14 protein-coding genes are annotated in these 15,543 nt (G+C 65.0%); 7 read left to right on the top strand and 7 right to left on the bottom strand.

Going from position 1 to position 15,543, the window contains the following annotated elements; genetic code table 11:
- Window positions 1–62: 62 nt before the first annotated feature.
- The 3 genes from ACE04A_RS10985 to ACE04A_RS10975 all read left to right on the top strand — a co-directional run bounded on the left by ACE04A_RS10985 (window position 63) and on the right by ACE04A_RS10975 (window position 2,381).
- On the top strand, window positions 63–1,055 hold the full coding sequence (locus ACE04A_RS10985) for a Bug family tripartite tricarboxylate transporter substrate binding protein (protein ID WP_485820122.1): 993 nt from the start codon (window positions 63–65) through the stop codon (window positions 1,053–1,055).
- Between the two features lie 2 nt (window positions 1,056–1,057).
- Window positions 1,058–1,936, top strand: a complete 879-nt coding sequence (locus ACE04A_RS10980) for an N-formylglutamate amidohydrolase (RefSeq protein ID WP_100855176.1) — start codon at window positions 1,058–1,060, stop codon at window positions 1,934–1,936.
- A gap of 148 nt (window positions 1,937–2,084) precedes the next feature.
- Window positions 2,085–2,381, top strand: coding sequence for a hypothetical protein (locus ACE04A_RS10975; protein ID WP_279994394.1), 297 nt, complete (start codon window positions 2,085–2,087; stop codon window positions 2,379–2,381).
- A gap of 42 nt (window positions 2,382–2,423) precedes the next feature.
- Here the strand turns inward: ACE04A_RS10975 and ACE04A_RS10970 are convergent, their stop codons facing one another.
- Complete coding sequence (locus tag ACE04A_RS10970; RefSeq protein WP_050448571.1) at window positions 2,424–3,266, bottom strand: LysR substrate-binding domain-containing protein; 843 nt, start codon at window positions 3,264–3,266, stop codon at window positions 2,424–2,426.
- Between the two features lie 115 nt (window positions 3,267–3,381).
- On the opposite strand from ACE04A_RS10970, the gene ACE04A_RS10965 reads away from it, so the two are divergent.
- Window positions 3,382–4,365, top strand: a complete 984-nt coding sequence (locus ACE04A_RS10965; RefSeq protein WP_259249137.1) for a bile acid:sodium symporter family protein — start codon at window positions 3,382–3,384, stop codon at window positions 4,363–4,365.
- A gap of 13 nt (window positions 4,366–4,378) precedes the next feature.
- On the opposite strand, the gene ACE04A_RS10960 is transcribed toward ACE04A_RS10965, so the two are convergent.
- Together ACE04A_RS10960 and ACE04A_RS10955 are read right to left on the bottom strand one after the other, a co-directional pair.
- The gene (locus ACE04A_RS10960; RefSeq protein ID WP_259249135.1) at window positions 4,379–4,786 is read right to left on the bottom strand and encodes a Rieske (2Fe-2S) protein; all 408 of its coding nucleotides are present in this window, start codon (window positions 4,784–4,786) and stop codon (window positions 4,379–4,381) included.
- Window positions 4,787–4,837: 51 nt separating this feature from the next.
- On the bottom strand, window positions 4,838–6,643 hold the full coding sequence (locus ACE04A_RS10955) for an ABCB family ABC transporter ATP-binding protein/permease (protein WP_259249133.1): 1,806 nt from the start codon (window positions 6,641–6,643) through the stop codon (window positions 4,838–4,840).
- 296 nt (window positions 6,644–6,939) lie between these two features.
- Here ACE04A_RS10955 and ACE04A_RS10950 point away from each other — a divergent pair, with 296 nt between their 5' ends.
- Window positions 6,940–7,767 carry an aldo/keto reductase gene (locus tag ACE04A_RS10950; RefSeq protein ID WP_259249130.1) on the top strand — a complete coding sequence of 276 codons (828 nt, stop codon included), beginning with the start codon at window positions 6,940–6,942 and terminating at the stop codon, window positions 7,765–7,767.
- 80 nt (window positions 7,768–7,847) lie between these two features.
- On the opposite strand, the gene ACE04A_RS10945 is transcribed toward ACE04A_RS10950, so the two are convergent.
- Window positions 7,848–8,051, bottom strand: coding sequence for a hypothetical protein (locus ACE04A_RS10945; RefSeq protein ID WP_100855183.1), 204 nt, complete (start codon window positions 8,049–8,051; stop codon window positions 7,848–7,850).
- The gene (locus tag ACE04A_RS10940; protein ID WP_268078716.1) at window positions 8,048–9,223 is read right to left on the bottom strand and encodes a PepSY-associated TM helix domain-containing protein; all 1,176 of its coding nucleotides are present in this window, start codon (window positions 9,221–9,223) and stop codon (window positions 8,048–8,050) included. Before ACE04A_RS10940 ends, ACE04A_RS10945 begins: the two co-directional genes overlap by 4 nt.
- A 243-nt stretch (window positions 9,224–9,466) precedes the next feature.
- Between ACE04A_RS10940 and ACE04A_RS10935 the strand changes: the two genes are divergently transcribed.
- Entirely contained in the window at window positions 9,467–10,180 is a 714-nt protein-coding gene (locus ACE04A_RS10935) for a metallophosphoesterase (RefSeq protein ID WP_279994399.1), read from the top strand.
- Between the two features lie 150 nt (window positions 10,181–10,330).
- Here the strand turns inward: ACE04A_RS10935 and ACE04A_RS10930 are convergent, their stop codons facing one another.
- Both ACE04A_RS10930 and ACE04A_RS10925 read right to left on the bottom strand, forming a co-directional pair.
- Entirely contained in the window at window positions 10,331–12,961 is a 2,631-nt protein-coding gene (locus ACE04A_RS10930) for a penicillin-binding protein 1A (protein ID WP_485820121.1), read from the bottom strand.
- A gap of 236 nt (window positions 12,962–13,197) precedes the next feature.
- A complete protein-coding gene (locus ACE04A_RS10925; protein WP_448719151.1) occupies window positions 13,198–14,016 on the bottom strand; it encodes an AraC family transcriptional regulator in 819 nt (272 codons plus the stop codon).
- A gap of 221 nt (window positions 14,017–14,237) precedes the next feature.
- Here ACE04A_RS10925 and ACE04A_RS10920 point away from each other — a divergent pair, with 221 nt between their 5' ends.
- Window positions 14,238–15,488, top strand: a complete 1,251-nt coding sequence (locus ACE04A_RS10920; RefSeq protein WP_485820120.1) for an MFS transporter — start codon at window positions 14,238–14,240, stop codon at window positions 15,486–15,488.
- Window positions 15,489–15,543 lie beyond the last annotated feature (55 nt).

The raw sequence follows: 15,543 nt of genomic DNA, 5'->3' as shown, positions 1-15,543 counted from the left end.
GGTAAAGTTTGGACACTGGCGGCCTGTCTGAAACCCACACCTTCCTTTTTCGGAGTCGACTCATGTCTCGCCGCCTGCTTGGCCGGTCCGCGCGTTTCGCGCTTGCCGGCGTGTTCGCTACCTTGTCTTTTGCCGGCATTGCCCAAGCCGCCGACTACCCCTCGCGCCCCATCAAGCTGGTGGTGCCGTTCGCCGCCGGTGGATCAACCGACATCGTGGCCCGCCTGGTGGCCGAGTACGCCGGCCGCGAACTGAAGCAGACCATCGTGGTCGAGAACAAGGCGGGCGCGGGTGGCTCGATGGGCATGGAGCAGGTGGCGCGGTCCACGCCCGACGGCTACACGCTGGGCATGGCCACGATGAGCACGCATGGCTCGAACCCGGCCGTGTATCGCAAGATGAATTACGACCCCGTGAAGGATTTCGCGCCCGTGGCCAATGTGCTGGCGGTGCCCAGCATTCTGGCAATCAACCCGAATCTGCCGGCCAAGAACATGGCGGAATTCGTGGCGATGGCCAAAGCCGCGCCGGCCGACCGCTACAGCTTTGCCTCGCCGGGTGTGGGCTCGCTGGGCCACGTGAATATCGAGAACTTCATGATGCTGTCCGGCATCCGCCTGCTGCACGTGCCGTATCGCGGCGCGGGTCCGGCCTTGAACGATGTGATGGGCGGGCAGGTGGACGCGATCACCGACAACCTGTCGTCGACGCTGCCGCAAGTGAAGGGCGGCAAGTTGCGGGCGCTGGCCGTGCTGGGCGCCGAGCGCTCGCCCTTGCTGCCGGACGTGCCGACCTACATTGAGCTGGGTTACCCCGACATGGGCACGGGCGGTTGGTTCGGGCTGGTGGCGCCGGCGGGTACGCCCACGGCCGTGATCGACAAGCTTAATCAGGCGGTGCGCGCCGCGATGAAAGATCCCGAGTTCCGCAAGAAGGCCGAAGACGTGGGTGGTACGCTGATGCCGACTACCCCCCAAGAGTTCCAGGACCAGATTCATCAGGCCCTGGCCCGCTACGCCAAGGTGGCCAAGGCCGCCAACATTCAGGCTGACTGACGATGACGCTCGCCGATTTCAACGTGGTTTCCGTGCATGAACCCCAAGGGCCGGCGCTGCCGCTGGTCTGTGATTCGCCGCATAGCGGCGAACACTATCCCGAGGATTTCGGGGCGGTCGCCACGCGGGCGCAATTGCGCCAGGGTGAAGACACGCACGTGGACGCGTTGTGGTCGGCAGCCCCCGCGCTGGGCGCAACTTTGATTGCGGCGCACTTTCCGCGCGTGTACATCGATCCGAACCGCACGCTGCAGGATCTGGACCCAGAGCTGTTGGCCGAACCTTGGCCGCATGCGCTGTCGCCCGGCGAGAAAACCCGCTTGGGCAAAGGGCTGATCTGGCGCCGCATGGACAAGGCCACGCCGATCTATGACCGCAAGCTGAGCCTGGCCGAAGTGCGGCATCGCATCCAGGCTTACTACGAGCCTTACCACGCCGCCTTGGCGCGCGCGATCAGCCAAGCCGAAGCGCGCTTTGGCGCCGTATGGCATCTGAACCTGCATTCGATGCCCAACGATGCCTATGAACGCCTGGGTCGGCAAAGCGAACATCCCCTGGCGGATTTTGTGCTGGGCGACCGTGACGGCACGACATGCGAACCCGAGTTCATCGCGCTGATCGAAAAGGCCTTGCGCGACCTGGGCTATACGGTGGCGCGCAACGACCCCTACAAAGGGGTGCAGTTGATTGCGCAGATTGGGCAGCCCGCGCTGAACCGACACAGCTTGCAGGTGGAAATTCGCCGCCCCTTGTACATGGACGAGGTCACGCGCGAACGCAACCCGGGCTTTGAATTGCTGCGCGGGCATTTGTCGACAGTGCTGGAGCAGGTGGCCGATTACGTGCGCGTGCGCATGGACGCCGTTACGTCGACAAAATAGAGTCGCTTGTGTGGTCGGCGGGTGGAAAAAGCCGGTGTTGATGCAGATCAACATCGGCTTTTTGCATGGCGCTTAAGTTTCCTCGTGCCGCGCCGTTGTCGCTAGGAACAAGCTGCGCCGTGTGTGGCCGTGGCGCGAGGGAACCGCAATGCTAGAGAAGACGATCAACGGATTTTCGGTGGTGGCGTACGCGACGCAGCCGGAAGGGCGCACGCCGCCTCGGGCCTTTTTGGAGACGCGGCGTTTGGCGTCCAAGGCAAAAGAGGGCGACGTGGCGCGGGATGGGGCGGAATCGGAGGACGCGCCGGCGGAAGGCCGGCCCTTCGAGATCTTTGTCAGCCGGCGCTTTCGCAGCACGATCGAAGCGATGTCGGCCGCGCGCAATGCCTTGGACCGCGTGAAGAGTGTGGACGAAGACGGCGTGCCCGACCCGCTGCCCGAATAGAGGCTGCGGCAATGGCCCCGCGCGCATTCAGGCCCAGCGCGTTCAGGTCAAGGTGCTGCGCATCAGGATTTCAGTTAGCGCCCGGGTGGGCTTGTTGGGCGACGGGGCCGAGATGACGATGAATTCCACCTGCGGCAACGCCGGCAACTGAATCGCGCCGCCCGGCGCGGCCAGGCCCGCCGTGGACAAGTGCGAGGGCTGCACTGTAATGCCCAGGCCCGCGCGGGCGGCCGCCTGGCACCCCGCGTAACTGGTGCTGGTGCACACAATCTGCCAACTGCGCCCCACGCGTGCCAGCGCGTCCAGCGTCAACGTGCGCGTGACGCTGGGTTCGCGCAGCAGAATCAGCGGCAGTGGCTCATCGGGCGCAAAGCGCAGGCCTTCCTTGGCGCGCCACAGCAGCGCTTCCTTGTGCAGCGTCTGGCCCCGGCGATCACCCCGGCGCCGCTTGCCGATCATCACATCCAGGTCGTTGTCGTCCAGCAATTTGTAGAGCTCGCTGGTGACGCCGATGGTCAAGTCCAGCTCGACTTCCGGATGCGCCAAACGGAACGCGGCCAGCACATCGGGCAGCGGGCCCATGGCCAGATCGTCCGACGTGCCGAGCCGCACGCGGCCGCGCAGGCGCGGCGCATCAAACAGGCGTTCGGCGCGTTCGTGCGCGTCCAGGATGATCTCGGCATGAACGAGCAGGCTGCGGCCGTCGCTGGTCAGCACTAGCGAATGGGTATCGCGCAGGAATAGGCGCCGGTTGACCGACTGTTCCAACTGCCGGATATGTTCGCTGACCGTGGGCTGGGTCAGCCCCAGGCGGCGGGCGGCTTCCGTGAAACTGGGGGCGGCCGCCGCAGCGGTGAAGGTCTTGAGCCATAGGGGATTCAGCATGGGGAACGCGGCCTGGTCATTATGATTTCCGATGACAGTTAAAGTAATCAGTGGGCTTCACGATGGCAAGCGGCGCGCCTATAGTTTTCCGTAATTTCTTGGAAACCCTTACGCCATGCGCCGCTTCCTGCCAGACCAGTTCACCTTGATTTTGATCGCCACCGTGGCATTCGCCAGCTTTTTCCCCGCCGTGGGCAAGGGCGCCTCGTTCATGATGGTGGCCAGCAATGTGGCCATTTCGCTGTTGTTCTTCCTGCACGGCGCGCGCCTGTCCACGGACGCCATCGTGGCGGGCGTGAAAGACGTGCGCCTGCATGCCTTGATTCTGGCGTCCACCTTCATTCTGTTTCCCGCGCTGGGCCTGGGCTTGCGTGCGCTGTTTCCGGGGCTGTTGACGCCATCGTTGTGGTTGGGCGTGCTGTTCGTCTGCACCTTGTCGTCAACCGTGCAGTCGTCGATTGCGTTCACGTCGATGGCGCGCGGCAATGTGCCCGGCGCCATTTGCGCGGCGACGGCGTCCAATTTGCTTGGCACCGTGTTGACGCCGTTGCTGGTGGCGGTGCTGTTGCATCGTCAGGGGGGCGGGCACGGGCTGGCCGACGCAGGCCGCATCTTGCTGCAACTGTTGTTGCCCTTCGCTGTGGGCAGCCTGCTGCGGCCGTGGATTGGCGCTTGGGCGCAGCGCAACAACCGCACCTTGTCCAAGGTGGACCGCAGTTCGATTCTGTTGGCCGTCTACACCGCGTTCAGCGAGGCCGTGGCGCAGGGCATCTGGCACGCCTTTCCGGCCATAGACCTGGCCACGATGGTGCTGGTGAATGCCCTGTTGTTGGGGGCGGTGCTGGTGATCACCACCTGGGGCAGCCGCAAGCTGGGCATGTCCAAAGAGAACGAGATCACGCTGGTGTTCTGCGGATCGAAGAAGTCGCTTGCGTCGGGCATTCCGCTGGCCACGGTGCTGTTTGGCACGTCGCAGATGGGCGTGGTGGTGCTGCCCTTGATGATTTTCCACCAGATGCAGCTGATGGTATGCGCCGTGCTGGCGCGCCGCTATGCGGAACGGCAGCAGCCGGCCCAGGCGGTGGTGGCCGGGGCCTAGGGCCTGACCCGCGTCAAGCGTCGTTGCGCGGAACGATCTTGCCGCTGGGGTGCCAGTAGACGGCGCCGTCGTGCTCGGAAACCGTCAGCACGGTCAGCCGGCCGTTCTTGCAGGGGCCGCCCACGCACAGGCCCGTGTCGGGCTGGTAGGTGGCGCCATGGCGCGCGCACATGATCAGGTCGCCGGCGCGGGTGAAGAAGCTGCCTTCCCAATCGAGTTCAACGCCGACGTGGGCGCAGCGGTTCAGGTAGCCGTGTACGCGGTCTTGGTAGCGCACGAAGAACGCGGTGGTTTGGCCCGAGCCATCGGACACGGGCACTTTCACGCCCAGGCCGCCGTTGACCAGGTCGGAAGAGGCACAGACGTGGACACCGGGAGCGTCGGGAATCTCGGGGACGTCAGGGGCGGAAGAATCCTGCATGGCGGGCCTTGGAAGAAAAGGGTGCGATCTTCGGATAGCGGGCGGGGCTTGTCAATCCGCCGGGGCGCTGTGGGTGCTGTCTTGCTGGCGGGCCCACATGCCGGCGTACACGCCGCGTTGGGCCAGCAACTGCGCATGGCGCCCGCGTTCGATGATGCGGCCTTCCGACAGCACGATGATTTCATCGGCGTCCGCCACCGTGGACAGCCGGTGCGCGATGATCAGCGTGCTGCGTCCTTCGCTGACTTCGCGCAGGTTCGCCTGGATCTCGCGTTCGGTATGGGTGTCCAGCGCGCTGGTGGCCTCGTCGAATAAAAAGATGACGGGGTTCTTCAAGATGGTGCGGGCGATGGCCACACGCTGCTTTTCCCCGCCCGACAACTTCAGGCCGCGCTCGCCCACCATGGTCTGGTAGCCGTCGGGCATGGTCATGATCAGGTCGTGGATGTGCGCCAGGCGCGCGGCGGCTTCGATCTCGGCATCGGTTGCGCCGGGGCGGCCGTAGCCGATGTTGTAGTGGATGGTGTCGTTGAACAGCACCGTGTCTTGCGGCACCACGCCGATGGCCGCGCGCAGGCTGGCCTGGGTGACGCTGCGCACGTCCTGGCCGTCAACAAGAATGGCGCCGCTGTCGGCGTCATAGAAGCGGAACAGCAAGCGGGCAATGGTGGATTTACCGGCGCCCGAGGTGCCCACCACGGCCACGGTCTTGCCGGCGGGGATGCTGAAGCTCACGCCCTTCAAGATGGGCCGGCGCGCGTCGTAGCCAAAGTACACGTCGCGGAATTCGACCTGGCCACCCGCCAGATGCAGGGGCTGGGCGTCGGGGCGGTCGGCCACTTCGCGGTCTTGGCCCAGCAGTTCGAACATGCGTTCCATGTCGATCATGGCCTGCTTGATTTCGCGGTAGATGAAACCGAAGAAGCTCAGCGGCTGGTAAAGCTGCAATAGGTAGGTGTTGACCAGCACGAAGTCGCCTAGCGTGTAGCGGCCCTCGGCAATGCCGGTGGCGGCCATCCACATCACCAGCGTCAGGCCGACCGAGATGATGGCGGCCTGGCCCACGTTCAGGATGGACAGGCTGACCTGGCTGCGCACGGCCGCGCGTTCGTAGCGGGTCAGCGAGGCGTCGTAGCGGCGCGCCTCGTGTTCTTCATTGCCGAAGTACTTGACCGTCTCGTAGTTCAGCAGGCTTTCGATGGCCTTGGTGTTGGCTTCCGAGTCGGTTTCGTTCATCTGGCGCCGGAACTTGGCGCGCCATTCCGTCACCGCAAGCGTGTAGGCCATGTACAGGATGACCGTGGCGCCGGTGGCCACGGCCAGCCAGATGTCGAACATCTTCCACAGCACAATACAGACCAGCCCGATCTCGAAGAACGTCGGCAGGATGTTGAACAGCAGGAACGACAGCAGCGTCTGGATGCCCTTGGTGCCGCGTTCGATGGCGCGGGTCAGCCCGCCGGTCTGGCGCGACAGGTGAAAGCGCAGCGCCAAGGCATGCAGGTGCCGGAAGATCTGAAGGCCGACTTCGCGGATGGCGTGCTGGCCGACGCGGGCGAAGATGGCGTCGCGCAGTTCCGAGAACAGCAGCGACAGCACACGCGCGGTGCCGTACGCCAGGATCAGGCCCAGCGGCACGGTCACCGCGCCGGGCGCGCCCTTGCCCAGTTCGTCGATGGCGTGCTTGTAGATCAGGGGCACGTAGACGGTCGCCGCCTTGGCGGCGAACAGGCACAGCAGCGCCGCCACGACGCGCACCTTCAGCCCGGTTTTTCCCGGCGGCCAAAGGTAGGGAAACAGGGTTCGCAAGGTGGAAAAACCGCCGCGATTCTTGGGCGGCGCGTCAGGGGAATTCATGGCTGGGCGAGGGGGCGCGATGGCGCAAAGGACGGGGTGAAAGGCGGTACGGCAGGGGGTGCAGGTGGCCTTGTGACGGGCATTATCGGGCACGGGCGCTATTATTTGGTGATAACCCCTGGTGTTTCCGGACCATTGCCAGGGGATGTCGGTCCGGAATTACGGCGCGGGCGCAGCTCGGCAAGCCCGTTTTTTTTTATCTCTTCAATCCGGGGGTGGCCGGGCTGGGCCCTGGATTGCGCGACCTGGCGCGTATTCGCCGTGCGAGCGTCGCGGTGCAAGCTTCGGAGGATCTTATGGCGAAGGTACCCGCAGTGAAATTGAACGACGGCAACAGCATCCCGCAGTTGGGCCTGGGTGTGTGGCAGGTGCCCGACGACCAGGCGGCTTCCGCGGTCAAGGAAGCGCTGGCGGCCGGTTACCGGTCGGTGGACACTGCTGCCATCTACGGCAACGAAGCCGGCGTGGGCACGGGCCTGCGCGCGGCGGGCGTGGCGCGCAAGGATCTGTTCATCACCACCAAGCTGTGGAACGACAAGCACGGCTACGACGATGCCCACAAGGCCATGGACGAAAGCCTGGAGAAGCTGGGCCTGGCGTATGTGGACCTGTACCTGATCCACTGGCCCGTGGCGGGCAGCACGAAGTTCCTGGACGCCTGGCGCGCCATGGTCGAGATGAAGGAAGACGGCCGCGCGCGTTCGATCGGCGTGTCCAACTTCACGCAGGCCAACCTGGAGCAACTGATCGAGGCGTCGAAAGTGGCGCCGGCGGTGAATCAGATAGAACTGCATCCGGGGTTCGCGCAGCGTGAGCTGCGGGCGTTCCATGCCAGGCACGGTATCGCGACCGAGTCCTGGAGCCCCTTGGCGCAAGGCGGGGTCACCAAGGAAAAGGTCATCGTGGACCTGGCCAAAAAGCACAACAAGTCGGCCGCCCAGATCACGCTGCGCTGGCACTTGCAGAGTGGGCTGATCGTGATTCCGAAGTCGGTCACGCCGGCTCGCATCCGCGAGAACATCGACGTTTTCGATTTTGAATTGTCAGCCGACGAGATGGCCGCCATCGACGCCATCAAGGACGGCGCGCGCTTGGGACCGGACCCGGAGAAGTTCGGCCGCTAAGCCGGCCAAATACAAGGCCAAAGGCCAGATACGAGGCCAGGGGTGGGGCAGCGGGGCCCCATGACCCCACGGCCCGCGGGCTAGTGTTTCAGCGGGAATACCCAGTAGCGCAAGATGACCACCAACAGGATGGTCAGCGTGATCCACGAGGCCCAGTGCCAGGCGCCCGTGCCCAACAGGGCGGCCAGCAGGCCGAACACGCTCAAGACGCCCAGCAAGGTGGGCGCGCCCCATACGAACATGAAGCCCCGGCCGCCCCGGCCTTTGGATTGGCGCTTGCTCATGCCGGCGTCCTTTGCGGCGCGGCGGCGGCTTGGTGCTTTTTCACAAGTTCATTGATGCGCGCTTCGGTCGCACGGCGCCGCGCGATCCAAAGATACAGGCCGCTGACCAGGACCACGATGGTGATCAGGTCCAGCAAGGCCCAGATGATCTTCAGGGGCAGGCCGGCGTAGTCACCGAAGTGCAGCGGGCGCGAGACTTCAAGCGCGGTCAGGTACCACGGCATTTTGGCCACGGTGGTGAGCTCGCCGGTTTTGCCGTCCACCAACACGGGGGTGTTCAGCTTGGAGGTCAGCGGGGTGTCGCCGCGCATCCAGGCAATGTAGTGGTGCGGGCTGCCGAAGGCGTTGCCGGGGAAGGCGATGAACGACACCTCGTTGCCGGGCAGCGCTTTCTTGGCGGTGTCGGCGGCAAGTTGCGCCGAGGCCAGTTGGGTGGGCACGGTCTGGCCCTTGTAGGGCTCAAGAATGCGGACCAGTTCGGTGGACTGCCACAGGCGGAACAGCGGCGTCGACAGTTCGTTGATGACGCCCGTGAACCCCACCACAAAGGCCCACACCAGCGTCACGATGCCCAGCAGGTTGTGCAGGTCCAGCCATTTCAGGCGCGTGGAGCGCGCCGCGCGCACGGTGCCGAATTCCAGCTTCTTCATGAACGGGCCGTACAGCACCACGCCCGATACGATAGCCACACAGAACAGCAGGCCCATGAACCCCAGGAACAGTTCACCGGGCAAGCCCGCGAACAGGTCCACGTGCAGGGCCAGCATGATGCCCATGAAAGAGAACTTGTCTTCGGTATAAAGCGGGCCGTCCAGCAGCACCTCGCCCGTGCGGCCGTCCATGCGCACGGCGTGGCCGGAGGCCTGGCCGTCGCCCGGGGTTTTGGCCATGCCAACATACACCTGAGGTTCATCGGGGTCGAAGAACAAATAATCAACGACCTCGCCCGGGTACATCGTCAGCGCGCTGGCAACCAGCTTGTCCAGATTGGCGGGCGGCGTGTCGGCCGGCACGTTGGACAGGGGCTTGCCGTCATCCAGCCAGTGTTCGATCTCGTGATGGAACACCAGGGGCAAGCCCGTGAGGCAGATGATGAGCAGAAAGATCGTGCAGACCAGGCTGGTCCATTTATGGATCCAGTACCAGGTTTTGATGGTGGACGCGGCTGTCATGGCGGCGGGAGGGCGGCGGCGCGCGCGGCCCCCTTTAAGGTATTTGTGAGGAAGTACGGAACATTATCACGAACAATAGCGATTCTCGTAACGGATTATTTGACCGCGCTGGCGGCGGGGGCGCAAGGCCCGTGTCAACTAAAGCGGGTTAAAAAGACAGGTCGGGGTTTACCGGGCGCGAGCCGCCACGGTGTGTTTCAAGGGACGGTTCATGTCCCCCTCAACCGGTTGTCGAGAATCATCATGGAGCAGCGTTTTGTGAAAGTCCCGCGCAACGAGCTGGGCCGCGATTTCGCGGTGGGCGACGTGCACGGGCATTTTTCACGTTTACAGGAAAGCTTGGACAGGCTGGGTTTCGACCCCGCCCGCGACCGGCTGTTCTCGGTGGGCGACCTGGTCGACCGTGGGCCGGAATGCGAGGCCGCGCTGGAGTGGTTGGCGCGCCCGTGGTTCTACGCCGTGCAGGGCAATCATGAGGACTATGCGATCCGGCATGTGCGCACGGGGCAGGTGGACGTAGCGAATTGGCGCGGCTATGGCGGCGGCTGGTTCCTGGACCTGCCCGAGGAGCGGCAGCAGGTGTTCGCCGAGGCGTTCGCGCAACTGCCCATTGCGATCGAAGTCGAAACGTCCGAGGGCGCGGTCGGCTTGTTGCATGCGGATTGCCCGGTGCTGTTCTGGCCGCGCCTGGAGTTCGCGTTGCAGGATCGCTACAAGCGCACCAGCGCGGCCTGCCAATGGTCACGCGAGCGGCTGCGGCAGATGAACCGTACGGGCATCCAGGGCGTGCGGGCGGTAGTGGCCGGGCATACGCCGGTGGCCGCGCCCTTGGCCTTGGGCAACGTCTATCACATCGATACCGAGGGATGGCGCGCGGGCTACTTCACGTTCCTGGACCTGGAGTCGCTGTCGGCCTGGCCGTGCGAGGTGGTGACGGAGTTGGTGGTGGAAGCGTAGGGCCACCCGAACAGGGTCGCCAGAACAGGGCTGCCAAGAACTGGGCTGCCAAAAACAGGGCAGCCAAGAACTGGGCTGCCGTGGTGGCCATAGGCCTGAAATGAAGACGGGCGCCGTAGAGGCGCCCGTTGGCATTTCAAAACCCGAGGATCAGAGCGGCCGCGCGACGACGGCGCTGGACGGGGTGATGGCGCTGGCGCTGGCCGCGCCGCCGTCGGCACCATTGATCGGCGCGGCGACGGGTACGCCCGCCGCCGGAACCCCCGCCGTCGGCACCGCCGGCAGCGCGTTGCCGGCGCTGGGCACCGGGATAGGCTGAAGCGGCGCCTGGATCGGGCTGTTCAAATTCGGAGGCGGCACATTCGCGCCGGGGGCGGGCAGCGGCTTCACCGAGGTGTCCACGCCATCGGTGCTGAGGTTGTTGTTCAGGAAGTCGGTCAGCTCGTCCCCGGAAGACAGATCCAGCGACGCCACGGCTTGGCCGGGTGGGAATTCCGAGAAATAGTATTCGCCGTTATCCACCAGCAGGCCATCGGGGCGCGGCGCCTGCTTCACTTCGGGCACGCCCTTCAACACCGGCTGCATGTAGTCCAGCCAGGTGCTCAGCGCCAGGCCGCTGCCGAATTCGTTGGTGCCCAGGGACTTGGGCTGGTCAAAACCCATCCAGACAGTCGTGGCCAGGTCGGGCGTGAAGCCCGAGAACCAGACGTCCACCGCGTCGTTGGTGGTGCCCGTCTTGCCGCCCACATCGTTGCGCTTTAGCACCTGGTGCGCGCGCGCGGCGGTGCCGTTGGTGGTGACGCCGCGCAGAATGTCGTCCATGACCCAGGCGGTGCGCGGGTCGATGGCGCGCGCTGCTTCGTCGCCCGCCTTGACGGGTTGCGCCTGCATCAGCACCTTGCCCGAGCGGTCGGTGACGTGGTCCACCAAATACGGCGTGACGCGGTAACCGCCGTTGGCAAACACGCCGTAGCCGTTGACGACCTGTAGCGGCGTGGCGCCGCCCGCGCCCAGCGCCCGCGGCAGCACCGCCGGCCAGCGCGACTTGTCGAAGCCGAAGCGGGTCAGGTAGTCCTGCGCGTACTGCGGCGAGATGGCCTGCAGGATGCGGATCGACACCATGTTCTTGGACCGATACAGACCCTGGCGCAACGTCAGCATGGGTTCGTACTTGTTGCCGTCGTTCTTGGGCTGCCAATCCTTCGAGCCGGTCTGGGCGGCCGTCAACATGAAGGGCTGGTCGGAAATCTGCGTGGCGGGCGTGAAGCCGCGTTCCAGCGCCGCGGCGTAGACGAAGGGCTTGATATTGGAGCCGGGCTGGCGCCAGGCCTGGGTCACGCGGTTGAAGCCGCCACGGTTGTAGTCGAAGCCGCCGATCATGGCGCGGATGGCGCCATCTTGCGGCGCCATGGACACCAGCGCGGCCTGCAGCGCCGGCATGTTGATGATTTCCCAGCCGTCTCCGTCCTTGCCGCCCGTCTTGTGGATGTAGACGACCGAGCCGCGACGAATCCGCTGGCTGTCGCTGGCCTTGGGGTTCAGTGCGCGGGCCACGACGGCCAGCGCCTTCTTGTCCGAAATGGTGATGATATCGCGCGCGCTGCGGGCGACCTTGACCTCGGTGGGGCTGGCCGACAGCACCACGGCAGCCAGCAGGTCTTCGCTGTCGGGCGTCTTGTCTTGCACGCCGTCCAGGATGTCGTCCAGCGCCTGGGGATCGCTTTCGACGTCATCGGGCAGGTCGATCTGGTCTTCCGGGCCGGGATAAACGGCGCGGCGCGTGTAGTCCAGCACGCCGCTGCGCACGGCCTGGTAGGCGGCTTCCTGCGCCTTGGAATCGATGGTCGTGTAGACGTCGATGCCCTTGGAATAGGTTTCTTCCTGGAACACGCCATACATCAGTTGGCGCGCCAGTTCCGACGGGTAATCGCCATGCACGGCAAAGCCGCGCGCGCTGGTGCCGTCGGCGCCACGGATGGTCAGGTGCTGCTGCAAGGCCTGATCGGCCTGCTCGGGCGTCAGGTACCCCAGCGTCTTCATGCGGCCCAGCACATAGTGCTGGCGAATTTCGGCGCGCGGGAAGTTGGTGATGGGGTTGAAGCGCGATGGGGCCTTGGGAATGCCGGCCAGCATGGCGGCTTCGGCCGCCGTCACTTCCGACAGCGGCTTGCCGAAATAGGTGCGCGACGCGGCCGCGAAGCCGTAGGCGCGATGGCCCAGGTAGATCTGGTTCATGTAGAGCTCAAGGATCTGGTCCTTGGTGAGCTCGTTCTCGATCTTGAAGGTGAGCAACAGCTCGTAGAACTTGCGCGAATAGGTCTTTTCCGACGACAGGTAGAAATTGCGCGCCACCTGCATCGTGATGGTGCTGCCCCCCTGCGACTTCGAGCCCTTGACCACGTTGGTCAGCACCGCGCGCGCCACGCCCATCCAGTCGACGCCGCCATGGCTGTAGAAACGGTCGTCCTCGGCCGCCAGCACCGCCTGACGCATGACGGGGGGAATCTCGTCAAAACGCAGCACATTGCGGTGTTCTTCGCCGTATTCACCTATCAGCACCTTGTCGGCCGTGTAAATGCGCAACGGCACCCGTGGCCGGTAGTCGGTCATGGCGTGCAGGTCGGGCAGGGCGGGCCAGGCCAGCGCCAGGGCGAGCCCGAGCGCAAGCGCGCTGCACGCGCCGACGCAGGCTGCGGCGATGCCCGTTTTGACCAGGATGCGTTTCCAGGGAAGGCCCGATTTGCCGCCCGGGGTGGCGGAGGATTGCTGGGGGGTGCTCATTGCAGGCGATTCTAGGACAGAACGCTATAGACCGGCCATGGCGCAATAAGGTTTCGGTAACCAAACTTGCCGAGGCTGGGCGGGGGCGCATGCCCGATAAATTGAGGGACGTGGTCCAGGATACGCGGGACGGGGCTTTCGCGCGGGGTCAATGGGAAATGCGCTGTGAAATGTATTGCGCGCTGTGACAAACGGCAAGGCCGGTTGCATGCGATGGTGGGAAATTAGCCTCGGATTCAGCTTCCATTCAGTAATGCCGCGTCGCGCTGATAGCGTTGCGGCGGCGCACCCAGGGCGCGGTGAAACATGGCGCTGAATGCGCTGGGGCTGCGGTAGCCCAGGTCGGCGGCGATGCGCGCCACCGGCTCCCCTTGCGACAGGCGGCACATGGCGTCCGCCAAGCGTACCTGCTGCACCCATTGCCGATAGTTCAGGCCCAGTTCGGCCTGGAACAGCCGGATCAAGGTGCGCGCGCTGGCGCCGACTTCGCTACCCCAGGCTTCGATGCCGCGTTGCAGGCCGGGCTGGGCCAGGATGGCCGCGCAGATGGTTTGCAGGCGGCGGTCGCGCGGCCAGGGAATCTGAACGGGCACCACGCGGGCCGCCGTCAGTTCCGTCAGGATCAGCGCGGCGATCTGCTCGCTGCGGCCGCCCAGGGGGTAGTCAATGGGTTCGGCGGTCAGCGCCAGGATCAGTTCGCGCAGCAGCGGGCTGACTTCAATCACCTGGCACTGCGGCCAATACGTTGCGGCGGCGTCGGCCTGGATGTAGAGCGACCGCATGGCCACCGCGCCCACCATGTCCACGCCGTGCGGCACGCCGGCCGGCACCCACAGCGCGCGCAAGGGCGGCAGCGCCCAAAAGCCGCTGGGCGTGGTGACGCGCATGACGCCTTCGGCCGCATAGATCAATTGCGCGCGGGGGTGGAAGTGCGCGCCGGTTTGCGCGCCCGCCCGGAATTCCTTGGCCATCGCGGTAACCACGCGGGGGCGGTCCTGGTAGTCCTGCGCATTGACGCTGCGGGTGGGGTCGGGCGGAGGCAGGCGGGCGGGCATGATGTCACTTCCGACGAAAGGATGAGGGCGCGGTTAGACGTGCGATTTCGCTATTTTGTCACTTGGCCGACGAATATTGGCAGATCCGATCCGTGGCGCGTTTTTACACTGTGGGCAGGCTCCGACAGTCAGTCGGAGCACTCCGTCAGTGGTATCCGCCGGCCCATGATCCTGGCTGCCACGGCTTACACCCGATCCCTTCCGCCCCGGACTTTCGCCCCATGACCTCCGCCCAGAACCCCGTCGCCGGTATCTCTGACGCCAACATGCCCGCGCCCGCCGCTGCCCCGGCCCCCGCTGCGCCCTCGACCGCTTTCAAGGTGCTGGGCGCGATCAGCGTGGCGCATTTGATGAACGACATGATCCAGTCGATCTTGTTGGCCATCTATCCCATGCTGAAGGACTCGTTCAGCCTGTCGTTTGCGCAGATCGGGCTGATCACCTTGGTGTATCAATTGGCGGCGTCGCTGTTGCAGCCCTTCATCGGCTTTTATACCGACCGCCATCCCAAGCCGTATTCCCTGCCGGTGGGGATGGGGTTCACCTTGATGGGGCTGCTACTGCTGTCGGTGGCGCCGTCGTTCGGCTGGTTGCTGGTGGCGGCGGTGCTGGTGGGCACGGGTTCGTCGGTGTTCCATCCGGAGTCTTCACGGGTGGCGCGGATGGCTTCGGGCGGGCGGCATGGCCTGGCACAGTCGCTGTTCCAGGTGGGCGGCAATGTGGGGTCGGCGCTGGGGCCGCTGTTGGCGGCCTTGTTCATCATTCCGCATGGGCAGCGCAGCGTGGCCTGGTTTTCTTTGGCGGCCTTGTTCGGCATCGTGGTGCTGACGGGTATCGGCCGTTGGTACAGCGCCAACCGCGTCGCGCTGAAACCCCGCGCCCGCCGCGAGGGGGCCGGCACGGGCTTGTCGCGCAATCAGGTCATGGGCGCGTTGGCGGTGCTGGGCGTGCTGGTGTTTTCCAAGTACTTCTATCTGGCTAGCCTGAACAGCTATTTCACCTTTTATCTGATCGACAAATTCGGCCTGTCGGTGCGCGAGGCGCAGTTGTACCTGTTCCTGTTCCTGGCGGCAGTGGCGGTGGGCACGGTGGTGGGCGGCCCGGTTGGCGACCGTATCGGCCGCAAGATCGTGATCTGGGTGTCGATCCTGGGCGTAGCGCCGTTTACGCTGCTGTTGCCGTACGCCAACCTGTTCTGGACGGGCGCGTTGGTGGTGATTATCGGCATGGTGCTGGCGTCGGCGTTTTCCGCCATCGTTGTCTATGCGCAGGAACTGGTGCCGGGCAAGGTGGGCATGATCGCCGGGCTGTTCTTCGGCTTTGCGTTCGGCATGGGCGGGGTGGGTGCCGCCGCGCTGGGCAAGCTGGCTGACGCCACCAGCATCGGCTATGTGTACCAGGTGTGCGCGTACCTGCCGTTGCTGGGGGTAGTGGCGATCTTGCTGCCGAATGTGGAGAAGGCGCGAGGGTAAAAGGGGTGAGTCGAGAGGGGTGAGTCGAGAAAGCACGCCAATGAAGCACGCCTAT

This window comes from Achromobacter colocynthidis (assembly GCF_057334535.1).
This window is presented reverse-complemented; position numbering and strand designations above follow the sequence as displayed.